This is a genomic window from Dokdonella sp., assembly GCF_039926425.1.
Taxonomy (GTDB): domain Bacteria; phylum Pseudomonadota; class Gammaproteobacteria; order Xanthomonadales; family Rhodanobacteraceae; genus Dokdonella_A.
Map to the genome: position 1 here is coordinate 14,364 of NZ_JBDSWZ010000246.1, position 18,630 is coordinate 32,993.

General features: G+C 61.4%; 19 protein-coding genes. 18 read left to right on the plus strand and 1 reads right to left on the minus strand.

Features of this window, described 5'->3' with window-relative positions; genetic code table 11:
- Window positions 1-113: 113 nt before the first annotated feature.
- The 18 genes from aspS (at window position 114) to ABIV12_RS14290 (ending at window position 17,681) form a co-directional block, all read left to right on the plus strand.
- Window positions 114-1,883, plus strand: a complete 1,770-nt coding sequence (gene aspS, locus ABIV12_RS14205) for an aspartate--tRNA ligase (RefSeq protein WP_348060432.1) — start codon at window positions 114-116, stop codon at window positions 1,881-1,883.
- Between the two features lie 399 nt (window positions 1,884-2,282).
- On the plus strand, window positions 2,283-2,912 hold the full coding sequence (locus tag ABIV12_RS14210; RefSeq protein WP_348060434.1) for a lipase family protein: 630 nt from the start codon (window positions 2,283-2,285) through the stop codon (window positions 2,910-2,912).
- A gap of 201 nt (window positions 2,913-3,113) precedes the next feature.
- Window positions 3,114-3,638, plus strand: a complete 525-nt coding sequence (gene ruvC / locus ABIV12_RS14215; protein WP_348060436.1) for a crossover junction endodeoxyribonuclease RuvC — start codon at window positions 3,114-3,116, stop codon at window positions 3,636-3,638.
- Window positions 3,635-4,225, plus strand: coding sequence for a Holliday junction branch migration protein RuvA (gene ruvA / locus ABIV12_RS14220; RefSeq protein ID WP_348060438.1), 591 nt, complete (start codon window positions 3,635-3,637; stop codon window positions 4,223-4,225). The genes ruvC and ruvA overlap by 4 nt, the downstream gene beginning before the upstream one ends.
- A 22-nt stretch (window positions 4,226-4,247) precedes the next feature.
- Window positions 4,248-6,134, plus strand: coding sequence for a potassium transporter Kup (locus ABIV12_RS14225; RefSeq protein WP_348060440.1), 1,887 nt, complete (start codon window positions 4,248-4,250; stop codon window positions 6,132-6,134).
- A 146-nt stretch (window positions 6,135-6,280) separates the two neighbouring features.
- Window positions 6,281-7,357, plus strand: a complete 1,077-nt coding sequence (gene ruvB / locus ABIV12_RS14230; protein ID WP_348060442.1) for a Holliday junction branch migration DNA helicase RuvB — start codon at window positions 6,281-6,283, stop codon at window positions 7,355-7,357.
- Window positions 7,358-7,403: 46 nt separating this feature from the next.
- The gene (ybgC, locus tag ABIV12_RS14235) at window positions 7,404-7,868 is read left to right on the plus strand and encodes a tol-pal system-associated acyl-CoA thioesterase (protein ID WP_348060444.1); all 465 of its coding nucleotides are present in this window, start codon (window positions 7,404-7,406) and stop codon (window positions 7,866-7,868) included.
- Window positions 7,865-8,551, plus strand: a complete 687-nt coding sequence (gene tolQ / locus ABIV12_RS14240; protein WP_348060446.1) for a protein TolQ — start codon at window positions 7,865-7,867, stop codon at window positions 8,549-8,551. Before ybgC ends, tolQ begins: the two co-directional genes overlap by 4 nt.
- 37 nt (window positions 8,552-8,588) lie before the next feature.
- Window positions 8,589-9,029, plus strand: a complete 441-nt coding sequence (gene tolR, locus ABIV12_RS14245; RefSeq protein ID WP_348060448.1) for a protein TolR — start codon at window positions 8,589-8,591, stop codon at window positions 9,027-9,029.
- A 7-nt stretch (window positions 9,030-9,036) separates the two neighbouring features.
- Window positions 9,037-9,990 (plus strand): cell envelope integrity protein TolA, encoded by a 954-nt coding sequence (gene tolA, locus ABIV12_RS14250; protein WP_348060464.1) that lies wholly within the window; start codon window positions 9,037-9,039, stop codon window positions 9,988-9,990.
- 17 nt (window positions 9,991-10,007) lie between these two features.
- The gene (gene tolB / locus ABIV12_RS14255) at window positions 10,008-11,306 is read left to right on the plus strand and encodes a Tol-Pal system beta propeller repeat protein TolB (protein ID WP_348060466.1); all 1,299 of its coding nucleotides are present in this window, start codon (window positions 10,008-10,010) and stop codon (window positions 11,304-11,306) included.
- Window positions 11,307-11,402: 96 nt separating this feature from the next.
- On the plus strand, window positions 11,403-11,918 hold the full coding sequence (pal, locus tag ABIV12_RS14260; RefSeq protein ID WP_348060450.1) for a peptidoglycan-associated lipoprotein Pal: 516 nt from the start codon (window positions 11,403-11,405) through the stop codon (window positions 11,916-11,918).
- Window positions 11,919-11,923: 5 nt separating this feature from the next.
- Window positions 11,924-12,829: a tol-pal system protein YbgF gene (gene ybgF / locus ABIV12_RS14265; RefSeq protein ID WP_348060452.1), complete on the plus strand. Its 906-nt coding sequence runs from the start codon at window positions 11,924-11,926 to the stop codon at window positions 12,827-12,829.
- Between the two features lie 73 nt (window positions 12,830-12,902).
- The gene (gene queE / locus ABIV12_RS14270) at window positions 12,903-13,568 is read left to right on the plus strand and encodes a 7-carboxy-7-deazaguanine synthase QueE (RefSeq protein WP_348060468.1); all 666 of its coding nucleotides are present in this window, start codon (window positions 12,903-12,905) and stop codon (window positions 13,566-13,568) included.
- A gap of 311 nt (window positions 13,569-13,879) precedes the next feature.
- A complete protein-coding gene (gene queC, locus ABIV12_RS14275) occupies window positions 13,880-14,560 on the plus strand; it encodes a 7-cyano-7-deazaguanine synthase QueC (RefSeq protein ID WP_348060454.1) in 681 nt (226 codons plus the stop codon).
- 710 nt (window positions 14,561-15,270) lie between these two features.
- Entirely contained in the window at window positions 15,271-15,615 is a 345-nt protein-coding gene (locus tag ABIV12_RS14280; protein ID WP_348060456.1) for a type II toxin-antitoxin system YafQ family toxin, read from the plus strand.
- Between the two features lie 320 nt (window positions 15,616-15,935).
- On the plus strand, window positions 15,936-16,409 hold the full coding sequence (locus ABIV12_RS14285) for a hypothetical protein (protein WP_348060458.1): 474 nt from the start codon (window positions 15,936-15,938) through the stop codon (window positions 16,407-16,409).
- 402 nt (window positions 16,410-16,811) lie between these two features.
- Window positions 16,812-17,681, plus strand: coding sequence for a hypothetical protein (locus ABIV12_RS14290; RefSeq protein ID WP_348060460.1), 870 nt, complete (start codon window positions 16,812-16,814; stop codon window positions 17,679-17,681).
- Between the two features lie 154 nt (window positions 17,682-17,835).
- Here the strand turns inward: ABIV12_RS14290 and ABIV12_RS14295 are convergent, their stop codons facing one another.
- Window positions 17,836-18,501, minus strand: coding sequence for a hypothetical protein (locus ABIV12_RS14295; protein WP_348060462.1), 666 nt, complete (start codon window positions 18,499-18,501; stop codon window positions 17,836-17,838).
- Between the last annotated feature and the right edge of the window lie 129 nt (window positions 18,502-18,630).

Consider the following 18,630-nt stretch of genomic DNA (forward strand, 5'->3'; position numbering starts at 1 on the left):
TTTGCTGTGTACTCTCCAGTCTTTCCGCATGCCTTGCGCGCGCTGACATTGCAGCGCAGCAACTTCCTCCGTAGCATGCCGCGCCTTGTCCTGATCGCGCTTCGCGGAGTGTCATGCGTACCCATTATTGCGGCCTCGTCGACGAGGCACTTCTCGAGCAGACCGTGGTGTTGTGTGGCTGGGTCGATACCCGGCGCGACCACGGCGGCGTGATCTTCATCGATCTGCGCGACCACGAGGGTCTGCTGCAAGTCGTCGTCGACCCGGACAACGCCGACGCGTTCAAGACCGCCAGCGAAGTCGGCTACGAGTATTGTCTGCGCGTCACCGGCAGCGTACGGCGGCGCGTCAGCGTCAACGACCGCGTGCGCACCGGCACGGTTGAAGTGCTCGCCAACCGGATCGAGGTGTTGAACGCGGCGCGCGATCTCCCGTTCGTGCTGCACGAGACCACCAACGAAGACCTCAAGCTCAAATACCGCTATCTCGATCTGCGGCGTCCCGACATGCAGCGCGCGATGCGCATGCGCACGAAACTCGTTTCCGCGCTGCGCCGCTATCTCGATGACAAGGGCTTCCAGGACATCGAGACGCCGATCCTCACGAAGGCGACGCCCGAGGGAGCTCGGGACTACCTCGTGCCGAGTCGTGTACATCCCGGCGAGTTCTATGCGCTTCCGCAGTCGCCGCAGCTGTTCAAGCAGTTGCTGATGGTTGCCGGCTTTGACCGCTACTACCAGATCGCCCGCTGCTTCCGAGATGAAGACCTGCGTGCCGACCGGCAGCCGGAATTCACCCAGCTCGACATGGAGTTCGCGTTTGTCGAGGAGCGCGACGTGCAGGATGCGGTCGAAGACATGATCCGCGCGATCTTCAAGGAGATCGCCGACGTCGAGCTCGATCCCTCGTTTCCGCGCATCACCTATGCCGAGGCGATGCGCCGCTTCGGTTCCGACAAACCGGATCTGCGCATTCCGCTCGAACTGGTCGATGTGGCCGACGCGGTGCGACACGTCGAGTTCAAGGTGTTTGCCGAAGCGGCCAACAACCCCGGTAGCCGTGTCGCCGCACTTCGTGTCGCCGGCGGCGCCGACATGACGCGCAAGCAGATCGACGAGCTCGGCGTGCATGCGGCGAAGTATGGAGCCAAGGGACTGGCGTGGATCCGTGTCGATGACCGATCGAAAGGCCGCGAAGGTCTCAACTCGCCGATCGCGAAATTTCTCGATGATGCAACGTTGACCGCGCTGCTCGATCTGCTGGGTGCGCAGAGCGGCGACCTGCTGCTGTTCGGTGCCGGTGCGTACATCACCGTTTCCAACTTCATGGGCGCGCTGCGCATCAGGATCGGCCGCGATCGCGGATTGGTCGAGAACACGTGGAAGCCGCTCTGGGTGGTCGACTTCCCGATGTTCGAATATGACGACGAGGCGCAGCGCTACGTCGCGCTGCATCATCCGTTCACCGCGCCCAAGGTCGACGACGTTGCGGACCTGCGTGCCAACGCGAAAATCTCGGTGTCGCGAGGCTATGACATGGTGCTCAACGGCAACGAGATCGGCGGCGGCTCGATCCGTATCCATCGCTCCGACATGCAGAGCGCGGTGTTCGACCTGCTCGGCATCGGTGCGGACGAGGCGAAAGCGAAATTCGGCTTCCTGCTCGAAGCCCTGAAGTTCGGTGCGCCACCGCATGGCGGTATCGCGTTCGGTATCGATCGCATCGCAGCCCTGATTGCCGGCACAGAGTCGATTCGCGACGTGATCGCGTTCCCGAAAACCACCAGCGCGCAGGATCTGATGACCGCGGCGCCGTCGACGGTTCCCGAGGTGCAGTTGCGCGACCTGCACGTGCAGGTCGTGCTGCCGAAGAAAGAAATCTAGGCATGTGGGAGCGGCCTCAGCCGCGATGCTCTACAGCCAGGTGAACCAAGCGCACGACGTTGGAACCCCGACCAGCCGACGTGTCCTTGCGTCGCGGTGCCGCCATTCAACCGGCAGGTCATCTCCATTCGATTCGACCAGCGCATCGCACGCCCTCCATCAAATCGTTCCCCGGCGAATCGGGGAACGGTGCCCGGAAGGCGGAAGAGGGTGCTTTTCGTGGGAGTGCACAATCAAGAGCGCCCCCATCCGCCTTCGGCACCTTCCCCCGCTGCGCAGGGGAAGGAACAGCGGCGCGTACTCGTCGGGTCGCCCGCTTCGCGAGAATAGGAAAAGCGCGCGGGATAAAGTGGGGATTGTCGTGGTCTGGTCTGCTTCGAAAAAAGTTCGCGAACGCCAATGAATGACCATGTGATCCTGCTCCACGGCATCTGGATGCGCGGCATCACGCTGCTCCCGCTCGCCCGGCGATTGCGCGCGGCAGGCTATACGGTCGAGACGATCGACTACGCCAGCGTCTTCCGCGGAATCGCGCCTGCCGTGCAGCGGTTGCGCGAACGCATGCTGGCGAGCGATGCACCAGCCGTGCATCTGGTCGGTCACAGCCTGGGTTCGCTGGTGGCGCTCGAAGCCGCGCGCGAGTCGGGCGGCCTGCCGCAAGGGCGCATCGTTTGCCTCGGACCACCGTTGCTCGGCAGCGCAGTTGCACGCGGGTTGGCGGCGATTCCCGGTGGGAAAATCCTGCTCGGTCACAGCGCGGATCCATTGCTCGCTGGTGTCCGTCCCTGGATCGATTCGCGCCGTGTCGGCGTCGTCGCGGGACGATTGCCCTTCGGGATTGGCGCGGCCATCGGAGCGCTGGCAGCTCCGCACGACGGCACCGTTTCAGTGGCCGAGACGCAGCTGGAGGGCATTGCAGATCACCGTACCGTCGATACGTCGCACACCGGCCTGTTGTTTTCGACCGAGGTCGTCGAGCTGACAGTCGGGTTCCTGCGCGACGGTTGTTTCAGCGAGCGTGCGGCGTGATTCCTGCATGCGTACTGGTAGACTGTGCGCGTCGCGCCTTCGGCATTCCCAGGCACCCTGCAATGCATGCTGATGCGCCGATTCATCGGGTGAAAGACCCCTTCACATGCGCGCTGATCGTTCGCTTCGCTCGCTCGCAAACTTTGGCGGCCTGACATCGTGGTCGTCCCGATTCCCGGTTCCCCACGTTCTGATTCCGGCTTGACAGTCCGCATCATCGGCATCGACCCCGGCAGCCAGCGCACCGGCATTGGCATCATCGATGTCGATGCCAGCGGCAAGTCCAGGCATGTGTTCCACTCCGCGTTGAATCTACTCGGCTGCGACGACTTTGCCGGTCGCCTGAAGCAGATCTTCGACGAGCTTGGTGCGGTGATTGCCGAATACGCGCCGCAAGAGGCGGCGATCGAGCGCGTATTCATGGCACGCAACCCCGATTCGGCGCTCAAGCTCGGACAGGCGCGCGGCGCGGCCATCTGCGCGATCGTGCATCACGGCGTTGGCGTGACGGAGTACGCCGCACGCGAGGTCAAGCAGGCGGTGGTCGGCACCGGTGCCGGCGACAAGACGCAGGTTCAGCATATGGTCGGCATCCTGCTCAACCTTTCCGGACGCCTGCAGGCGGATGCGGCGGACGCGCTGGCGATTGCGCTCGCGCATGCGCACACGCGAGCCAGCATCCAGCGAATCGGAATACCACGCAGTGCCTGGAGGCGCAGACGATGATCGGCCGACTGAAGGGAATACTGACGGCGAAGCAGCCGCCGTGGATCGTGGTGGATGTCGGCGGAGTCGGCTACGAACTTGAAGCTCCGATGTCGACGTTCTATGACCTGCCCGAAATCGGCCGCGAAGTGAGCCTCTGCACGCACTACACGCAGCGCGAAGATACGGTCGTGCTGTATGGATTCTTGCGAGAAGCCGAACGCAGCCTGTTTCGCACCCTGCAGAAAGTGAGCGGGGTCGGCGCGAAGATTTCGCTCGCCGTGTTGTCGGGTTCCAGCGTGGATGAATTCGCACGACTGGTACAGACCGGCGACATTGCGGCGCTGACGCGCATACCCGGCGTCGGCAAAAAAACGGCCGAACGCATGGTGGTGGAACTGCGCGATCGGGTCGACGGACTTGCCAGCGGCATGCCGTTCTCCACCGACGGCTCGGTGCCACAGGATCCGGTCAGTGAAGCCACCGTCGCGCTGCAGACGCTCGGGTACAAGCCGGCCGAAGTCACGCGCCTCGTGCGCGACGCCGCGGCACCGGGCGACCGCGCCGAAGACATCATCCGCAAGGCCTTGAAGGCGGCGTTGCGTTGAATCCATTTCGAGGATCGAGTTCATGAGTCACGAGTCCGGCGACGGCGAAACACGCACGCGCATGCGAACGCTGGTGCTCGGTGCCATCGGCGTCGTCTATGGCGACATCGGCACCAGCCCGCTTTACACCATCAAGCAGACCTTCGGCGAGCACGGCGTCGCTCCGACCGAGGCAAACGTGCTCGGCGTGTTGTCGCTGATCTTCTGGTCGCTGATCCTCGTTGTGTCCGTCAAATATGCCGGCTTCATCATGCGCGCCGACAACAAGGGCGAGGGCGGCATCATGGCGCTGACCGCGCTTGCCCAGCGCAGCGTGCGTTCAAGTGCGCGGGCGCGCTGGTGGATTGTGGTGCTGGGGTTGTTCGGGGCCGCGCTGTTTTTCGGCGACGGCGTCATCACGCCGGCGATCTCGGTGCTCGGTGCAGTCGAGGGTCTTGAGATCCTTGCACCTGGATTTGAACACTGGGTGGTGCCGGCCTCCGCGGTGATCATCGTTCTGCTGTTCTCGTTCCAGAAATACGGCACCGGTCGCGTCGGCGCGGTGTTTGCGCCGGTGATGATCCTGTGGTTCCTCACCCTTGCCGTGCTCGGGATCTGGCACGTCGGCCAAAACCCGGCGGTCCTTCGCGCTCTGTCGCCGTACTACGCGGTCGAGTTCTTCATTCACGCGCGCTGGACCGCATTCTTTGCGCTCGGCACGGTGATCCTCGCCATCACCGGTGCGGAAGCGCTGTACGCCGACATGGGCCATTTCGGCAAAGCGCCGATCCGCCGGTCGTGGTTCGCGTTCGTGTTGCCCTCGCTCGTGCTCAACTACTTCGGGCAGGGCGCTCTGTTGATCGCCGATCCGAATGCGGCGGCCAATCCGCTGTACCTGATGGTTCCTTCAATGCTTCTGGTGCCGATGCTGATCCTCGCCACCGCCGCCGCGGTGATCGCGTCGCAGGCAGTGATTTCCGGTGCTTTCTCGGTGACGCGTGAGGCCATTTCGCTCGGCTTCCTGCCACGCATGCAGGTACGCCATACCTCGCGCGAGCAGATGGGGCAGATCTATCTGCCGTGGATCAATCGGATGCTGATGGTCCTGACGCTCGCCGTCGTGGTCGGGTTCCGCTCATCCGACAATCTTGGCGCCGCCTATGGCATTGCGGTGGTCGGCACCATGACGATCGACTCGATTCTCGTGATGATCGTCTTCCGGCGCATGTGGCACTGGACGCGCCTTCAGGTGGGCGTTGTCGGCGCGCTGTTCCTGTTCGTGGATCTTGCGTTCCTTACGGCGAACGCGGACAAGGTCGAGCACGGCGGCTGGTTCCCGCTGGTGCTCGGCGGCGTGATTTTCACGATGATGGCGACATGGCGGCGTGGGCGCGAGTTGGTCATGCGCGAGATTCGCCAGGGCGGACTGGCGCTCGAGCCGTTCATTTCCTCGATCGTTGCGCATCCTCCGTTGCGCGTGTCCGGTACAGCGGTTTTCCTGACCGCGAACCAGGCCGGCGTGCCGCACGCGTTGCTGCACAACCTCAAGCACAACAAAGTTCTGCATGAGCGCAACGTGATCCTCACGGTGGACGCTGTCGACACACCGATTGCCGAGCCCAACGAACGCATCGAGGTCGAAGCGCTCGGCGACAAGTTCTTCCGTGCGACGTTGCGATTCGGTTTCGTCGAAGATCCCAACGTGCCTCAGGCGCTGGCAGGCATCAATGAATGCGGCCTGCCATTCGACATGATGGACACCACGTTCTTCCTCAGCCGAGAAAGCATCGTCGCGACGGACCGGCCGGGGATGGCGCTGTGGCGTGACCGCATCTTTGCGTTCATGCAACGCAATGCGATTCCTGCGACTGCCTTTTTCCAGATTCCCGGAAACCGGTTGATCGAGCTGGGAACGCAAGTGGAAATCTGATCGCCGGCCGCACGCATCCGGCCGTTGGTTTCCAAGCCGCACATTGGCAAACCTGAACGCGGGGTGTGTGTCGTGAGCGCATCGCGCACTGTTGCAATCCCCGCGCGCCGATAATCGTCCACTCGCAAAATTCGAATTCCGCCCCTATGCCCGACCGCATCACCTCGCCCAGCGCCAACCGTGAAGACGATCTCGTCGAGGCGACGATCCGTCCGCAGCGGCTGGCCGAATATCTCGGGCAGGAAGTGGTGCGGGAGCAGATGTCGATCTATATCGAGGCGGCAAGGCGTCGCGGTGAAGCGCTTGATCACGTGCTGATTTTCGGGCCGCCCGGCCTCGGCAAGACCACCCTTTCGCACGTGATCGCGAACGAGCTCGGCGTCAACCTGCGATCGACCTCGGGTCCTGTTCTCGAACGCCCCGGCGATCTCGCCGCGTTGCTGACCAATCTGCAACCGCGCGATGTGCTGTTCGTCGACGAGATCCACCGGCTCTCGCCGATTGTCGAAGAAGTTCTGTATCCAGCCCTGGAAGACTTCCAGATCGACATCATGATTGGCGAAGGCCCGGCGGCGCGCTCGATCAAGCTTGACCTGCCGCCGTTCACTCTGATCGGCGCAACCACGCGTGCAGGGTTGCTCACCGCGCCGCTGCGTGACCGTTTCGGAATCGTGCAGCGGCTGGAGTTCTACAGCGCAATCGAACTCGCAGCGATCGTACGCCGCGCGGCGAAGATCCTCGGCATTGCCTGCGATGCCGAAGGCGCGCGCGAAATTGCGCGGCGCGCACGCGGCACACCGCGCATCGCTAACCGGCTTCTTCGGCGTGTGCGCGATTATGCGGAGGTCAAGGCTGACGGGACGATCACCGCCGAGGTGGCCGCAGCCGCGCTCGCGATGCTGAAAGTCGACGCGGAAGGGTTCGACGCTCTCGACCGTCGACTCCTCAGCACCATCATCGAGAACTTCGAGGGGGGGCCTGTCGGCGTCGACTCGCTTGCCGCGGCGCTCTCGGAGGAACGCGGCACGATCGAGGACGTCCTCGAACCGTTTCTGATCCAGCAGGGGTTCCTGGTGCGCAGCGCGCGCGGTCGCATGGTCACCAACAAGGCGTATCTCCACATGGGCTTCAAGCCTCCGCGGCGTGCGGTGGTTCTCGAGGATTTGTTCGAGGCCGGAGATCCGGCAGTTGGAGTCGGCGACTCGGAGCGCGCAAAAACATGACGCGTGCGCCAGCTTTTGAGTGCGCTCGTGCGGGGAGCGGCACCGCATGAGTTCGAATCCGCGCCGGATCCGCGAATCCCGAACCCCCGAGTCCGCCTCCCGGCTTTTCAGTTTCCCGGCCCGCATCTACTGGGAAGACACCGATGCCGGTGGTGTCGTCTATCATGCACGCTACCTGCACTTCTTCGAGCGCGCGCGCACCGAATGGTTTCGGGCGTCGGGATACAGCCAGCACACGTTGCGCAAGGAAGCGGGTGTCGTCTTTGTCGTTCACCGCATGGACATTGCGTTCAATGCGCCGGCGCGACTCGATGACTTGCTGACCGCAACCGTCATGGCCGGCGAACGTCGCAGCGCGAGCTTCGTCGTCCACCAGCACCTTTTGCGCGACAACGAATCCAAACTCCTGGTGGAGGCGAGCGTGCGTATCGCGTGCGTCGACGCGGATACATTCCGCCCGCGGCCCATCCCCGATCACCTGTTGATGCTTCAAGAGATCGCCAAGTCATGAATTCAGAACTCAACGTCCTTGCCCTGATCCTCAACGCGAGTCTGCCGGTCAAGCTCGTGCTCGGCATCCTGATCGGATTCTCGATCGCCTCGTGGTTCATCATCTTCCGCAAAAAGGCGCTGATCGATCGCGCCAATGCCCGTGCGGACGAATTCGAGGAGCGCTTCTGGTCTGGCGCGGATCTCGCCGGCCTGTTCAAGGAAATCACCGGCGATACCGAGCGCGTTACGGCAAGCGGTGCGATCTTCGAAGCCGGTTTCCGGGAATTTGCGCGCCTGCGCCAGCGCCGTGGAGTCGATTCCCGAACGCTGCTCGAAGGTGCGCAGCGCGCGATGCGCGTGGCATCCACGCGCGAAGTGGACCGGCTCGAGAACAATCTGGAATTTCTCGCCAACGTCGGTTCGATCAGTCCGTACGTCGGCCTGTTCGGCACGGTGTGGGGCATCATGATCGCGTTCCAGGGTCTCGCGAACGTGAAGGAAGCGACCATCGCAATGGTAGCGCCAGGTATTTCCGAAGCGTTGATCGCAACGGCGATGGGCCTGTTCGCGGCGATTCCGGCGGTGTGGGCGTACAACCGCTACTCGACCCGTCTGGAGCGCATCGCCAACCGCTACGACACGTTTGTCGAGGAATTCTCCTCGATCCTCGCGCGCCAAGCGCACATCGAGGACGGCGCTTGAACCCCGCTGCGCGCCCGGCTGCGTTGGAGCTTTCCTGATGCACAATCACGGCAGACGAAGAAAGCGCAAGCTCAAGGCCGAGATCAACGTCGTGCCGTATATCGACGTGATGCTCGTGCTTTTGATCATCTTCATGGTCACCGCGCCGTTGCTCAATCTCGGCGTCGACATCCAGTTGCCGCAATCGCAGGCCAAAGCGATCCAGAACGACAAGGAGCCGGTCGTCGTCAGTGTCGACGAGACCGGCAAGTATTTCCTGACCCTCGGCGCCGCCAAGCGCGATCCGATCGAGTCTGCCGCGCTGGTCAACAAGATTTCAGCCTTTGTGCGCGAGAATCCGACGGTGCCGGTCCTCGTTGCCGGCGACCAGCGAGCGGATTACGGCAAGGTTTATCAGGCGATGGTGTTGTTGCAGTCCGCCGGCGTGCCGAAGGTGGGCCTGATGAGCGCACCGACCCAGGCAGACGGGACGCGTTGACCGGATGATGCACGTCGAGCCGGTCGAGCCTCTGCGCGACAAGTTGCGGGCGTTTGCGTTCGCGCTTGGATTGCACGCGTTGGTGGTGCTGTCGTTGCTCGTCGGGCTTTGGTGGACGCATGAAACGAGGCCGGTCAGCATGCCGGGCCCGGTGATCGAAGCAACGCTGGTCGGGCCGACGTCGGCGCCGAAATCCCGTGCAGGTGTCGCTCGACCGAAACCTGCACCGCCAAAGCCCGAGCCGCCGACACCCGTACCTCCCAAACCCGAGCCGCCGAAACCCGAACCACCGAAACCGGAACCCGCCAAAGCCGAACCACAAAAGCCGACTCCGGCGGAAGTGCAGCGCCAGGACCTGATCGAACAGGAGCGCATTGCCGCGGTCGCCGAACAGAAGGCCGAGCAGGAACAGAAGAAAGAGCAGGAAGAGAAACACCGGAAGGAACAGGTGCTGCTGGACGAGGAGCAAAAGAAAAAGCAGCTGAAGGAAGAACAGCTCAAGCAGCTTGCCGATATCCGCAAGCAGCGCGAAGCGGCCGAAAAAACCGTCAAGGACGAACAGAAGCGGCTCAAGACGATCGAGGACAGGAACAGCCAGCAGAAAGCGGAACAGGCGCAGCCGGTTGCTGAACACGAGTCTGAGAAAGCGCAGACCGGCGCGGGCGGCAAGGACGACGATGCGAGCGCGCGGTATGTGGCGGCGATCCAGGCATCGGTGACACAGAACTGGAATCGCCCCGATAGCGCGCAGATGGGCCTTCTTTGCTCAATCAACATTACGCAGATTCCCGGCGGCGATCTGATCAGCGTGACAGTCGGCTCGCCCTGCAATGCCGACGAGGCGACGAGAACGTCGATCGAGCAGGCCGTACGAAAAGCGGCGCCGCTGCCTTATCAGGGTTTCGAAAAAGTATTTCAGCGAAGTGTGAAACTCAATTTCAGGTACAACGGAGAGGGCTGATGAAGATGTTCAAACGAATGGTTGGTCGCTTGGTGCTGACGCTTGCGGGCGTGTTTGCCAGCCATGTCGCGTTCGCGCAGCTCGAGGCCGATATTGTCAACGGCAGCGCGTCGGCGCTTCCCATTGCGGTGGTGCCCTTCGGTTTCGAAGGCGCCACCATTCCGCCGGAGACGAATCCCGGCGAAGTGGTGCGCGCCGATCTCGCGCGGTCGGGTCAGTTCCGCACGTTGCCAAAGGGTGACGTCGTCGAATTCCCGACGCGACAGGCCGACGTGAAATTCGCAACGTGGCGGCTGCTCAAGCAGGACTATCTGGTCGTCGGCCGCATGGCCGACGCCGGTGATGGCAGCCTTCGCGTCGAGTACGAGCTGTTCGATGTGGCCAAGCAGGCGAAAATCGCCGATGGCGCAATCAGCGGCCAGCGCACCGGCATCCGTGATATTGCCCACCAGGTCGCCGACATCGTCTACGAAAAGATCCTGCACGTGCGCGGCGCGTTCTGGACACGCATTGCGTACATCACCGCATCGGGCACGGCGCCCAACTACAACTATGCGTTGATGGTCGCCGATTCGGACGGCTACAACCCGCAAGTGGTGGTGCGTTCGCGCGAATCGCTGCTGTCACCAGCGTGGTCGCCGGATGGCCGCAAGATCGCTTACGTCTCGTTCGAGAGCGGCAATTCGACCATCTACGTGCAAGACCTCGGTACCGGGTCGCGTCAGGTTGTGTCCAACAGCAAGGGCATCAACAGCGCGCCGGCGTTCTCGCCGGATGGCAGCCGCCTCGCTGTGAGCCTGTCCAAGGGCGGCAATCCCGACATCTACATCATGGATCTTGCCAGCCGCTCGGTGAATCAGATCACCCGGCATTTTGCGATCGACACCGAGCCGCGTTGGGCGCCGGACGGGCAAACGATCTATTTCACCTCGGATCGCTCGGGCAAGCCACAGATCTACCAGGTGTCGCCGAGCGGCGGCGACGCGTCGCGCGTGACGTTTGACGGCCAGTACAACGCGAGCCCGACCGTGGTCGATGCAAAGGGCCTCAAAATCGGAATGGTGCAGGGCAGCGGAAACGTGTATCGTATTGCGGTTCTGGATCGGGCGACAAACCAGACAACCTCGGTTTCGCCGGGAAGTCAGGACGAAGCCCCGAGTTTCGCACCCAACGGAAGCATGCTGCTGTACGCCGCCAGCGAAGGGTCGCGCGGGGTGCTGTATGCGGTTTCGGCAGACGGAAGAGTGCGCCAGCGTCTCGGGCTCGCGGAAGGGGATGTCCGAGAGCCGGCCTGGGGGCCGTTTCGCCAGCGTTGATTCAGGTCACTGGTCGCCTCATGCAGGGCGGCCAGATCAGAAGTGGAACGTACTGCACCCGATTTCCAACCATTGCCCAAGTCGAAGGGAAACACCATGAACACTGCCGTCCGCATTGCATTTTCCGTATTGCTCGTTGCAGGCGTCGCCGCCTGTGCGAAGAAGAAGGTCGTCAAGCCAGAGCCGCCGATGGACAACACGTCGTCGACCGGCTCCAGCATGCCCAGCGACAATGGTGGCCGCTACACGAAGGACAGTCTCGATACCGATTCCTGCCTTCGCCAGCGCGTTGTCTACTTCGATCTCGACAAGAGCGAGATCCGCTCGGAGTTCCAGGCGCAGATCGCGTGCCACGCTGAGTACCTGAAGCAGTTCCCGCAGTCGCGCGTCACGCTGGAAGGCAATACCGACGAGCGCGGTTCGCGCGAGTACAACCTCGGCCTCGGCGAGCGTCGCGGCAACACGGTGCAGAGTGCGCTCGGTGGCGCGGGTGCGTCGTCCTCGCAGCTCAACGTGACGAGCTACGGCGAAGAGCGCCCGGTTTGCCGCCAGCATGACGAGTCGTGCTGGTCGAAGAACCGCCGCGTCGAGATCGTCTACACCGCGAAGTAAGAACGATGGCGCACTTGAACAGGAGTGCGATCGCAGCGGCGGCCCTGGTGGCCGCCGTTGTCGTGTTCGCGAACGCCTCGCATGCCCAGCAGCGCCTCTCTCTCGCTGAACGCGTCGAGCGCCTGGAGCAGCAGCAGTCGGGTGGCAACGCCAGCGGCAGCGCGGTCGACGCGGTCAACCAGATTTCGGCACTGCAATCGCAAGTGCAGTCGCTGCAGGGTCAGGTCGAAGAGCTCAGACACGCACTCGACGAATCGAAGCAACGCAGCAAGGATCAGTACGTCGATCTGGATTCACGCATCGGACGTCTCGAAGTGGGTGGTGCAGCCGCGCCAGTTCCTGCAGGGCGACCGGCTCCGCGCGTCGATACCCAGCCGCCCGATGTCGACCTCGGCAATCCGGGCGCTGCGCCGCCACGCGCGACCGCGATTGATCGCTCCAACGCGGGTACGCTTTCGGATGCCGATCGCACCGCGGTGCCGGGTGACGAGCCTGTCGCTGCGGCGCCTCTCGGACAGGCGGGTGGCGGAGAGGCCTCGTACAACGATGCGTTCTCTGCGTTGAAGGATGGTCGTTACGCGGAATCCGCTCGCAAGTTCCAGTCGTTCATCGACCAGAACCCCGACGGCGAACTCACCGGCAATGCCTATTACTGGCTCGGCGAGTCGTACTACGTGACGCAGAACTACACGATCGCGCTGCAGTCGTTCGAGACGTTGCTGAAGCGCTATCCGACCAGTCAAAAGGCGCCGGATGCGCTGCTCAAGGTTGGCTACAGCCAGTACGAGCTCAAGCAGTGGGACCAGGCCGAGAACACCTTGAACCAGGTGGTCCAGACCTATCCCGACACCACCGTTGCGCGGCTTGCGCAGGGTCGTCTTCGCGCGTTGAAGACAGAAACGCGCCGCTGAGGCGCGTCGTGGCAGGACATGCGTGGTGAAGAACGCTCCCGCGGTGAACGCGCAAGCGGGTGATGATTCCGTCATCGACGTCGCTCCGCGAAACGACGAACAGCGCCTCCGTATCACCGAGATTTTCCATTCGCTGCAAGGCGAAGCGGATGCCGTCGGCTGGCGAACTGTGTTCGTGCGGCTCACCGGATGCCCGTTGCGCTGCAGCTGGTGCGATACCGAGTACGCCTTTCATGGCGGCCAGTGGCGTACGGTTGCCGATGTTCTGGACGACGTTGCGAGCCATGGCACGCGACACGTCTGCGTGACCGGCGGCGAGCCGCTGTCGCAGAAGCGCTGCATCGGCCTGCTCGCACAACTGTGCGACGCGGGCTACGAAGTGTCGCTGGAAACCTCCGGAGCAATCGACGTCGCCGAAGTGGATCGCCGCGTGCGCAAGGTGCTGGACCTGAAAGCGCCCGGCTCCGGCGAAGTGTCGCGCAACCTGTGGTCCAACCTCGCGTACCTCACGCCGCATGACCAGGTGAAAGTGGTGATTGCCGATCGCGAGGATTACGACTGGGCAGTCGCCCGCGTGCGCGAACACGCGCTTGCCGAGCGATGCCAGGTGCTCTTTTCGCCGGTGCATTCGCGGCTCGAACCGCGCGCTCTCGCCGACTGGATCATCGCGGATCGTGTGCCAGTGCGCATGCAGATGCAGATGCACAAATTGTTGTGGGGCGAGGCGCCGGGGCGATGAAGAGCGGAATTGGGCATTCTGAAATTGAAAATTGGAAATCCGAATTTGGGTTCCAGGACCGCGGTCCACACCCGCTTCTCTGCGCTCGAGGTCATTCCATCCCCTGACGTCATTCCCGCGAACGCGGGAATCGCTCTTTTCCAAGCCAGCGTTGCATCACTTCACGACGTCATTCCCGCGCAGGCGGGAATCCATTTCCGCCTCCGCTAGAATCCAGACGTTCGATCCGCTCGAAGCGCGGTGATGAACGCTATCGCAGTCAGGCCCGTTGACTGCATCGTCACTTCAACGACCCACTCCATCCAACGCACATGTCCACGCCACCCCCCAAAAGCGCCGTCGTCCTCGTCTCCGGCGGCATGGATTCCGCCGTCGTTCTCGCACTCGCACGCGAGCAGGGTTTCACCACGTATGCGCTCAGCGTGGATTACGGCCAGCGCCATGCGTCCGAACTGCAGGCGTCCGACCGCGTCGCCCACGCACTCGGCGCACGCGCACACAAGACCGTCCATGTCGACCTGCGCAGCATCGGCGGCTCCGCTCTGACCGATGACATCGACGGTCCCGACACCGGCGGCGCCGGCATTCCGGTGACCTACGTCCCTGCGCGCAACACGATCATGCTGTCGGTCGCACTCGGCTGGGCCGAAGTGCTCGGCGCCTGCGACATCCATTGCGGCGTCAACGCGGTCGACTACTCCGGCTACCCGGACTGTCGCCCGGAATTCATCGCCGCGTTCGAGCAACTCGCCAACCTCGCCACCAAGGCGGCCGTTGAAGGCGCACGCATGCGCGTCCACGCACCGCTGATCGCGATGAGCAAGGCCGACATCGTGCGCGAAGGAATCCGCCTCGGCGTCGATTTCGCCGCGACAGTGTCTTGCTACAACGCCGACGACGAGGGGCGCGCCTGCGCCCACTGCGACGCTTGCCGCCTCCGGGCGGATGGGTTCTCCGCCGCCGGCATTCCTGATCCGACGCGCTACCGCTGACCGGCCTGGACGGGTAAACTGCGCGACCCTCGCGCGTGCCCTGGCGCCGCCGGGAGCAGTGCCAGCCGCCTCGTGTGACTGCGCGGCATCTGATTGTCATGTGGGCCGTTAGCTCAGCGGTAGAGCAGTGGACTTTTAAGCCGCTGCCGAGACGTATCCCGCACTAGCGATTCTCGTCCTTCCCTAGCAAAATCAAGCCACTTGCGACGCTCGTGGGTCCTCCCGCATTTCCCGGATTGGCAGAGATTTGGCGGGATTTGTCGACACTATTACACGGCAATTGCCATCGCATGCCGCGATTGCGGCGGTTCCATGACTTCCATTCTGAACGGCGATTCGATCGATTCGATCGATGTTGCGCGGCGCCATATGCGCCCCAACGTCGTAGAAAGTGGCAAAAGGGTGTAAATCGACGCTAAACGGCGATTTCGGTAGCAAAAATTCAGCGACTCAATGCTAGAGTTGGTAGCGCGAATGGGCCGTAGCCCTCGCTTGGAGGCAATATGACTGGGGAAATGATCAGATTCATGAGACAAACCGGTGAGCGCGCAGAATTGCATGAAGCCGCTGGTAGCTACGTTGGATCCATTGCAACGATGGAAAACACGGTTAGACCTCTGGGATCGCCCAAGGATCTGTCTTTCGATGATCCTCAAACACTTGAGGAAATGGTTGCCAAGCATCGGTGACACGGTGGCGGAGTTGCAAGGATGCAAAGACTCGTGGCGCCACCCAAAGCTTCAGTGAAGCTGCTCCGCTTTATCAAGTCCAGTAGGTTTGCAACAGATCTCGAATGCGCGAACGCCACCAGGGGACTTGCGCCTCTTGTAAAGGAACTGTGGGTCCTGTTGGAGGTCTTGCGGAAGAAGGAACCAATCCCTGATCAATATCGTGCACACAAGATGGGTGGCGATTGGAAGGACTGGTGGGATTGTCATTTGGCCGGCGATCTGGTTCTGATCTGGAAGTACGAAAAGATCAAGAGTCTGTCGGGCGAGATGGAGGAAGTCATCAAGCTTGCGGCGATAGGCACGCATGCATATCTCGAGATCTAACCTGGCGTAGCAACCGTCGACGATACGTCGACAGTCGAATCAAGAAGTGATTTCAGACATGCCAAAAGACATTCGAGAGTTCACCCGTCCACAAGAAGTTGCGGATGCTGGAGAGCGCATTTACCGAGAGCGCCATAAGGACACTTTGGAAGGCCAGAGTCCTGGGCAGTTCGCGGCAATCGATGTACTCAGCGGCGAGGCTTATGTCGCAAAGTTTCCAGAGGACGCTTTGTCTGAGGCGCAGCGCCGTGCTCCCGGCGGGTTGTTTCATTTGATCCGCATTGGCTCTGCCAATGCCTTTCGCACTAGCAGGGCTCTGGATGTTGGTTGCGACTGGGTATTTCGATAATACCGGTAGTCCTTGCCTCAAGTTCCATATCCAAGGTGTCCATGACACCAAGGTAGAGCTAGACGGCATTGTCGACACGGGATTCACAGGCTTCATCTCGATGCCTCTGGTGCGGGCTTTGCCGCTCGGCCTCCCTCTATACGGAACGAGCACGTCCACGCTGGCTGACGGCTCGTCCTGCGCGGCGATTACGGCTCAAGCACGCGTAACAGTCGGGGAAAGAGGCGTCCAGATCGGAATAGTCACGCTGCACGGCAGCTCCAGCGATGTTCTCATCGGAATGGATTTTCTTCGCAAGTTCAACATTGCGCTCATGGTGACAAAAGATCACGTGATGTTGTTCGACGAGAGCGCATTGCTCAACACGACTCAGAGCGAAGCAAAATCGGCGCCGGCGCCTGTCACTTCTCCGCCGACCGACCCTCACAAGCACCACGACCCCTGAAAGCGCTGTCGGCTATCCGAGTGACCTTTCAACTCTCACAGACTCGCCGTTCTTGGTCCGATTGCTGATTCGACCGAAAGTGACGTCGACTTCATTGCCGGTCATCCACCATCGAGCCGTGTTCAAGTCGTCGACATGAACGCGCCATTTCGTGGAGTCGCTCAGTAAGAGCTGTCTTCCGGAATCGCCGATTCGATTGATCGTGGTCTTAATGACTGCCGCCTCGTAGGTTGGACGACTGCCGTCATAGGCATCGCCGTCTCAAGTTCCGATACTCTAATTACTCCGGTATGGGCTGCGGCTGTATAAATCACCACCGTCAGACGTTCGTAGGGCGTCCTAAAGTCCGCAAGCGCTGTCCAGACATTTGACTAACCATCCGACGATTCCCGATCGATAAAGATGTCGCGCTTTGTCCCTGATGATTTGCGCCAGTTGATCTCCGACTATCGACTTGCGATCGATTGGCTCCGCAGCGAGGGCATACGTACCGATGTCGGTCGTCTCAAAGCGTATTCCGATTTCTGCAGAAACTTCGAGGACGCACGAAACGAACTCGAAGACGTTGTAAGGGGGATGGTGCAGTTCGTCGACATGCAAGCCGTCGTCGATATTTGGCGGCATCGCGACGGTCTTCTCGCGCTGGGCGATTTTCGTGATCGACTGCTATCGATAAGCAGCGGCAATCCACTCTATTCTGGAGATCGAAATCATCATCCGCGAAACATCATGTTCGAGATGTTTTGCGCCTGCATGCTGCTAGATGTAGGGCTAACGCTAAGCCCTTCTGACATGGGAGACATTTCGGCGGAATTGTCTGGGCGGCGCTTTCTTTTCGAATGCAAACGACCCTCTTCCGAGCGAATGCTCGAGCAGAGAGTCCGTGAAGCGTCGAAACAAATCCAAGATCGAAGAATAGGTCGAGCTGTCGGAGTTGTTCTGTTGGACATCACCTTGCTGATGAACCGAAGTCTGCAATATTGGGAAATCTCCGACGAGCAGGAAGGGAGTGACGTTTTCGCTGATCACATCAAGCTCATGCGAGTAGAGCTTCATGATCGCCTTATTCCTCAACTGCGCGACCGGGACGACGCGTTTATCGGGTGCTATTGGTGGACTCCGATGTGGAACTCCGCGCAAGGCCATTGGGTGATTCAAAGCCGCTGGTTGCTACTCGGGTCGCGCCGGTGCTCGGAGATGGCTTGGCACTGGTATCAGCTATTTGACCGCGCTGCGATGACTCGGTGGGAGCTAGCTGGTCGCACCCGATAATTGTGGTTCCTGCGCTGACGCTTTACTCCTTCATCAATCTGGAGGGCACACAGGAGCGGCTCCAAGCGCTGTGGAAAGAAGCGCGCGTCAAGGCCGCGAGGTGAGTCGCTCGACGGCACAATGACGTGCCGAGCCCGTCGTGCTTGTAGATCTATCAAATGATCTTTACGGGCCCACGCCCGAATAGTGCGTGCAATCGGTCACGAGTTTTGAAGCGAAGGTCTTCAGCATCACTCCAAACGACATGAAGGAACTGCCGCGTGTCGAAATGCAGGTTTTTTAGATCATCTTCTTGGACAGTCCAGATGACTGGACGTCCGAGGCCCAGAGCAAACCCTGCTTCAAAATATGCCCCTTGGTTTTGCGATGTTACGTCCACCACGGCCATTCTGCATTCGCGCAGCATTGCAATAATCCGGTCGTCGATGCGGCCGGCGTGCGGAGTGGAATCCGCTCTCTCAGCACGGTAGCCGGCAAGCTCAATTCCCGGTCGCAACCCAGCTGACCAGACGTCGTTGTATTTGGAATTGAACGACATTGCAACGAATACGAGATCCGCTGAAAACGGCGCGGACGATCGTATTTTGTCAACGAAGTCCCACCCGGCCGCAGATATACACACTTCGACTTCACGCGACGTCGACGTCAAAAACCCACGCTCGATCGCAGAGTCCCGGTGAAAGCCGAGTTCGTCCTCAGTTTCGCACCACGCAAGGGTGTGATCGAAATCAAAGATGAGCGGCACATCCGCGCCGGGATGTTTCGACTGGATCGCTAACCCAAGCATCAGCGCATCAAGCTTTTCTCGAACCTTCCGCATCGCGGGCAATCGACGTTCTCAACTGTCGCGTTGTCGTTGACCGCTCGCGCGTATTCGCACACCGGACATGTTGGCATCAGCCTTACCTCTCGATTGACGTAAATTTTACTCTCGCATCACCTGCCGCCG

What these genes read in the sequence shown, in the direction of transcription:
- aspS (WP_348060432.1), top strand. Translation starts at nt 114, where the DNA reads ATGCGTACCCATTATTGCGGCCTCGTCGACGAGGCACTTCTCGAGCAG.
- ABIV12_RS14210 (WP_348060434.1), top strand. Translation starts at nt 2,283, where the DNA reads ATGAATGACCATGTGATCCTGCTCCACGGCATCTGGATGCGCGGCATC.
- ruvA (WP_348060438.1), top strand. Translation starts at nt 3,635, where the DNA reads ATGATCGGCCGACTGAAGGGAATACTGACGGCGAAGCAGCCGCCGTGG.
- ABIV12_RS14225 (WP_348060440.1), top strand. Translation starts at nt 4,248, where the DNA reads ATGAGTCACGAGTCCGGCGACGGCGAAACACGCACGCGCATGCGAACG.
- ruvB (WP_348060442.1), top strand. Translation starts at nt 6,281, where the DNA reads ATGCCCGACCGCATCACCTCGCCCAGCGCCAACCGTGAAGACGATCTC.
- ybgC (WP_348060444.1), top strand. Translation starts at nt 7,404, where the DNA reads ATGAGTTCGAATCCGCGCCGGATCCGCGAATCCCGAACCCCCGAGTCC.
- tolQ (WP_348060446.1), top strand. Translation starts at nt 7,865, where the DNA reads ATGAATTCAGAACTCAACGTCCTTGCCCTGATCCTCAACGCGAGTCTG.
- tolR (WP_348060448.1), top strand. Translation starts at nt 8,589, where the DNA reads ATGCACAATCACGGCAGACGAAGAAAGCGCAAGCTCAAGGCCGAGATC.
- tolA (WP_348060464.1), top strand. Translation starts at nt 9,037, where the DNA reads ATGCACGTCGAGCCGGTCGAGCCTCTGCGCGACAAGTTGCGGGCGTTT.
- tolB (WP_348060466.1), top strand. Translation starts at nt 10,008, where the DNA reads ATGGTTGGTCGCTTGGTGCTGACGCTTGCGGGCGTGTTTGCCAGCCAT.
- pal (WP_348060450.1), top strand. Translation starts at nt 11,403, where the DNA reads ATGAACACTGCCGTCCGCATTGCATTTTCCGTATTGCTCGTTGCAGGC.
- ybgF (WP_348060452.1), top strand. Translation starts at nt 11,924, where the DNA reads ATGGCGCACTTGAACAGGAGTGCGATCGCAGCGGCGGCCCTGGTGGCC.
- queC (WP_348060454.1), top strand. Translation starts at nt 13,880, where the DNA reads ATGTCCACGCCACCCCCCAAAAGCGCCGTCGTCCTCGTCTCCGGCGGC.
- ABIV12_RS14280 (WP_348060456.1), top strand. Translation starts at nt 15,271, where the DNA reads ATGCAAAGACTCGTGGCGCCACCCAAAGCTTCAGTGAAGCTGCTCCGC.
- ABIV12_RS14285 (WP_348060458.1), top strand. Translation starts at nt 15,936, where the DNA reads ATGTTGGTTGCGACTGGGTATTTCGATAATACCGGTAGTCCTTGCCTC.
- ABIV12_RS14290 (WP_348060460.1), top strand. Translation starts at nt 16,812, where the DNA reads ATGTCGCGCTTTGTCCCTGATGATTTGCGCCAGTTGATCTCCGACTAT.
- ABIV12_RS14295 (WP_348060462.1), bottom strand. Translation starts at nt 18,501, where the DNA reads ATGCGGAAGGTTCGAGAAAAGCTTGATGCGCTGATGCTTGGGTTAGCG.